The 4,182-nt window shown below is 49.1% G+C and carries 4 protein-coding genes and 3 pseudogenes; 2 read left to right on the forward strand and 5 right to left on the reverse strand.

Annotation, left to right across the window (positions count from 1 at the left end; all coding sequences use genetic code 11):
* Positions 1–136, reverse strand: a pseudogene (locus tag CBG25_RS07730) (IS481 family transposase); the annotation flags it as partial.
* Positions 137–305: 169 nt separating this feature from the next.
* On the opposite strand from CBG25_RS07730, the gene CBG25_RS07735 reads away from it, so the two are divergent.
* On the forward strand, positions 306–875 hold the full coding sequence (locus CBG25_RS07735) for a transposase (RefSeq protein ID WP_290605828.1): 570 nt from the start codon (positions 306–308) through the stop codon (positions 873–875).
* A gap of 178 nt (positions 876–1,053) precedes the next feature.
* On the opposite strand, the pseudogene CBG25_RS07740 reads toward CBG25_RS07735, so the two are convergent.
* From CBG25_RS07740 to CBG25_RS07755, 4 genes and pseudogenes are all read right to left on the reverse strand, one after another.
* Positions 1,054–2,448: pseudogene (locus tag CBG25_RS07740) on the reverse strand (phage tail tape measure protein); the annotation flags it as partial.
* A gap of 93 nt (positions 2,449–2,541) precedes the next feature.
* Positions 2,542–2,667 (reverse strand): hypothetical protein, encoded by a 126-nt coding sequence (locus tag CBG25_RS07745; protein ID WP_290605830.1) that lies wholly within the window; start codon positions 2,665–2,667, stop codon positions 2,542–2,544.
* Positions 2,636–3,130, reverse strand: a complete 495-nt coding sequence (locus CBG25_RS07750) for a hypothetical protein (RefSeq protein WP_290605832.1) — start codon at positions 3,128–3,130, stop codon at positions 2,636–2,638. Before CBG25_RS07750 ends, CBG25_RS07745 begins: the two co-directional genes overlap by 32 nt.
* A gap of 13 nt (positions 3,131–3,143) precedes the next feature.
* Positions 3,144–3,464, reverse strand: a complete 321-nt coding sequence (locus tag CBG25_RS07755) for an IclR family transcriptional regulator (protein ID WP_290605834.1) — start codon at positions 3,462–3,464, stop codon at positions 3,144–3,146.
* A gap of 552 nt (positions 3,465–4,016) precedes the next feature.
* Here CBG25_RS07755 and CBG25_RS07760 point away from each other — a divergent pair.
* Positions 4,017–4,182, forward strand: a pseudogene (locus tag CBG25_RS07760) (DUF3102 domain-containing protein); the annotation flags it as partial.

Here is a 4,182-nt window from a genome sequence, read left to right on the forward strand (position 1 = left end):
TTAAATCTTTCGCTCTCCAAAGTTGTTTTCCATCCTGTAAAGTTGCCAAAGGGGTGCGGCCACAACACATTTTTCCTTGATGAGTACACTGGTTATTATATTGCTCTAACCATTTGTCTAAATCATACACGAGTTTCGCACAGGCATATAAAATTCTAAAAATGGCTTAAAAGCAATGATTAATCTGCAAGTTACTAAAAAACATAAATTTTCTTAAATTACAATAAGTTGTATTTGATTTATAAGGTTTTGACTATTTATATATCATGCTGAATTAAACTTAAAAATAGAGCGTTTTTTTATTGGTGCGAAACTCGTGTAATTTAGAGAAAGTGAAGAGAATGCATGAAAATCGACAATCAGTCGCTGATGCTATCGTTCAATCCTCGCTGATTGAAATCATTGATGTATTAAAACAACAAATACAGACCACAAAAGAAAAAATAAGAAATCATATTAATAGCGATCCTGATTTAAAGAAAAACAAAGCGTTGCTGGAAAGCATACCTGGAATTGGTGAAATACTGAGTGCGAGTTTACTGGCTTATATCGGTAATATGTCAAAATTTAGCAACAGTAAAGAAGTCGTGGCCTATGTTGGTCTTAACCCAAAACTGCATGAGTCTGGTTTATTTAAAGGACGTAGTCGCCTATCAAAACGAGGTCATACAGAGCTCAGAAAAGCATTATACATGCCGGCTTTATCTGCCATTTCCTGTAACCCTATAATAAAAGCACAGTGGCAGCGGCTCGTATCACGTCACAAAGGAGGTAAAGTAGGCATCTGTGCGGCAATGCGAAAATTACTCCAATTAGCTTATGGTGTCTTAAAATCTGGCATCCCCTTCGATGAGAATATAGCTCTTGTATCATGATAAGAAAGACGGTATCTGCGAGTCGGCTTAAGCGCCCCCCCATGCCAAAGGCGGTGCTGAGTAATAACCAACCGGTACGCAGCCGGGTAAACCCACCCCACAGCAGGCGTATCGGTGAACCCAGCAGATTAAGTGCCAGACGAACAGCCAGCAGTGCGCCCTTAAACAGCAGAAGACCGCCCACGGTTTTGGCGATACCGCTAATCAGTTGAGGGTGAGTTTTGACCCAGGCATTGGCGGCGCGCACATAAGGGAGTACCATCACGGCTAAACTCCCTACCGCCGGTTTGAGGGCATCACCGAGACTCAGCGACAAATCCTGACTGGCGATACCCAGCTTTTTCATCTGCTCAATCGGTGATTCAAGACGTTTTTTATAGTCACCGGCTAATACATCCTTGTCCGCGGCCGCCAGGGCTTGTGCGCGGATGTGCCGGTACTTGTCCATATTGGCTAGCATCGGACGAACAAAGGCCATCACCTGCATATCAGCAAACAGTTCACCTAAGCCAAAGTTCTGCTGCAGGGCCAATAACGCCTTATCGCGCGCGGTATCGTCCTGCAGCGCCATCGCCGATTTAAATTGTGCCAGCGCCTCGGGACTCTTCTGCGCCAGATAGCTTTGCAGGGTATTCATCATCCCTTCAATCGGCGATATCCCGTGCGCTTTTTGCTGCATGAGTGATTTTTCAATATCGATACCGACATCACCAAAACGTTTTTTAGTTTCAGGGGCGTACAGTTTTTCCAGAAAGTTATTGAAATTGTTCGCGGCTTTATCCGTACTCCCCGCGCCTATTTTTGCCACCTGCAAGGCGGCGACTATCTCGGCCACCGCCGCTTTACCCTGGGCCACGTTGGCCATTTGTGGGGCCAGCTCCGGCAACCACTTCACCTGGTCAGCGATTTCAAATGAYCCKGCYTTGCCCCCTTGCGCCATRATGTTCTGTACCGCGGCAAAATCTTTCGCSGCAATGSCCAGTGACTGTTGGGTGGTCACCGCCGCCKGCGCCCAGAGTTCAGCGGMGGTGCGGGTAGCGGTTGCGCCTCGGGCGATGTGYGGCAGGTAGGCACGAATATCGTCCAGRYKGTCAATATTGTTACCGATRAGTGMRCTGGTTGCGGCCTGTAAATCRKCCTGGGTCTGGTTGTACTGCTGACTCCAGGCGCGGATATCSTTACCCAGYGCKGCCTGGGTGGCACCGTCGTAACCGGCRGTGATCCCCATGTCGACCAGATTATCCTGAAAGGTCATCGAYTGYTTRACAGACGGCGCGACCGCRCCCACCGCKGCYGCCGTGGTSGCCCCTAACGCCAGCCCTTGCCCCATCAGGGCGTGSCGTTGTTGCCCGGCAATCTGACTGGCCATCATTGTGCGATGTAACTGGCGATGCTGTTGCTCGAGACGGGAAAGYGTCTGGCCCACCCGACCCAGCTCGCTATTGAGGCTACGGGCGGCCTGCCCACCCAACTGACCGTAGCGGGTTACCGCCTGGGTCAGTTGCTGCTGGCGAGATTGCAGGCGACGGGTGGTTTCACTTAAGTGATTGAGGCTATGTCGGGAGTCGCCCATCGCCGAGCGAAAAGCACCGGCTACCGCCCCTTTAATCACTACCCCAATCGAAAATGTGCTCGACACCGCGCCCCCTGCTTTTGTTACCGTTGATTAACGATCACCGTTTTGCCTAACTTCCTGCCGGATTTGCGCCGCGGCTTCCTGTAAATAGTCTTCAAATTCCACCACTGTCAGCGCATCCAGCTCACTCGGCTGCCAACGGACCCATCTCGCCAACAGGGCCTGCGCCTGACGCASCGCCTTCGGCGAGTTCGGCTAGATCGTCATCGTCTTCTAACATCAATTCATAGAGTTTAGATTTTCCCAAATCTAAAAACGTTGAGAGGTTTGGTGCCAACTTTGGATTCATGTATTTGATTGTTGCCTGCATGATTCTAGCGGCTGTGCCATAGTTGAGACCCAATTGATTAGTGATAACTTTTGTAAATTCCCCATGCGGTTCATTCTCTTTCAGAATAATCAGCCGTTTCCCCGCCTCCAGCATGGCTTCGGCACTCTGCGCCATATAGAAGCGCGCTTCATGCACAATGCGCTCGCGTTCATAGGGCAGTCCCTCACCGTACTTGTCCATAATGGCCTGCTGATGTTCAGCCAGCGCATTAAGATTGGTCATTAAATCCGGAGCCAAGGGCTGTTCGGGGGCAATGTCAGCCGGCATCGGTAATGCTTTTCTACCCATTGTTTTTTTCCTCTTACAGTTTTGACGGTGAGGTTAAGCAGCGACTCCGTCTTTCTGCCATCTTGATCTGTGCCCGTTCCGTTTCATCAAAAAAGGCCAGGGCAATCTCTATCAACTGTTCGCTCAGGGCGTAATTCCCGTTGAAGCGCCGCTCAATCATCCCTTCTTCCAGTAAAAACGGCAGGGTACGACTGATATTGGCCGGAGAGTCTTTAATAAGCTCTGCCAGGGCTTTATTGGACAGACCGTCGCGGTAATGCCCTTTCATGGCTTTCAAAATACGTAGCGCTYGCCGTGTGCGTGAAGAAGGGTGCAGTAATAAGGTGTTTTTCATCGGATGCCTCTTTTTCATTAATGGAAATTGTGATACCKTCAGTGAAACGGGCGAATGTTATTTTTTATGGCGCTTTTTGCCCGATGGCATGGGGRAGCCCATTATCTGTTCAATMGCCTGTYTAATTTTGCGSSCTTCYCCGCGCCAGCCYTGGCARGAGCCATCAAGCAACATGTAAACCTGATAGGGTTTGAAGCCGGATTGGCGTGCCCACGCCGCCACCGTCGGGTAGTCCTGATAGACTCGGTCATAAAAATTGCGCTTAAAGTCGGCGGGGTGTTGYAGTGACATGGTGTTATCTCCGTYATRAAAAGTTAAAAATAAATATACAWTRAYATRCAAAATRATGTAAAGTCCTTTTCGTTTGTTTTTGTATATTCTTTATCACAATGAAAAACCACTGGCTGTTATCGGCCTGAAAGGAGAGCTGTATGGCAAAGAAAAAAACCGCAACTGCCCTGTCTGTGAATACAGCGGACAATATCACGATTGCGGGATGGGGGGGGGGCAATTGCATACCCTGAAAAAAATACAGAAAACAGCGCGCAACAGGAGGTAATGGCACGCTTTGGGGATGGACTGCCCTATGAACGCGAGCGCATTGTGCATGAAGCACGCTTCTATATGGCACAGAGTGCCGAAGCCATGCTGGAGGCGGGAAAGCGACTGATTATTCTTACAGAGAACGAGCCGCATGGTGCTTTCACGAACATCTTAC

The organism is Arsenophonus sp. ENCA (assembly GCF_002287155.1).
Classification (GTDB): Bacteria; Pseudomonadota; Gammaproteobacteria; order Enterobacterales; family Enterobacteriaceae; genus Arsenophonus; species Arsenophonus nilaparvatae.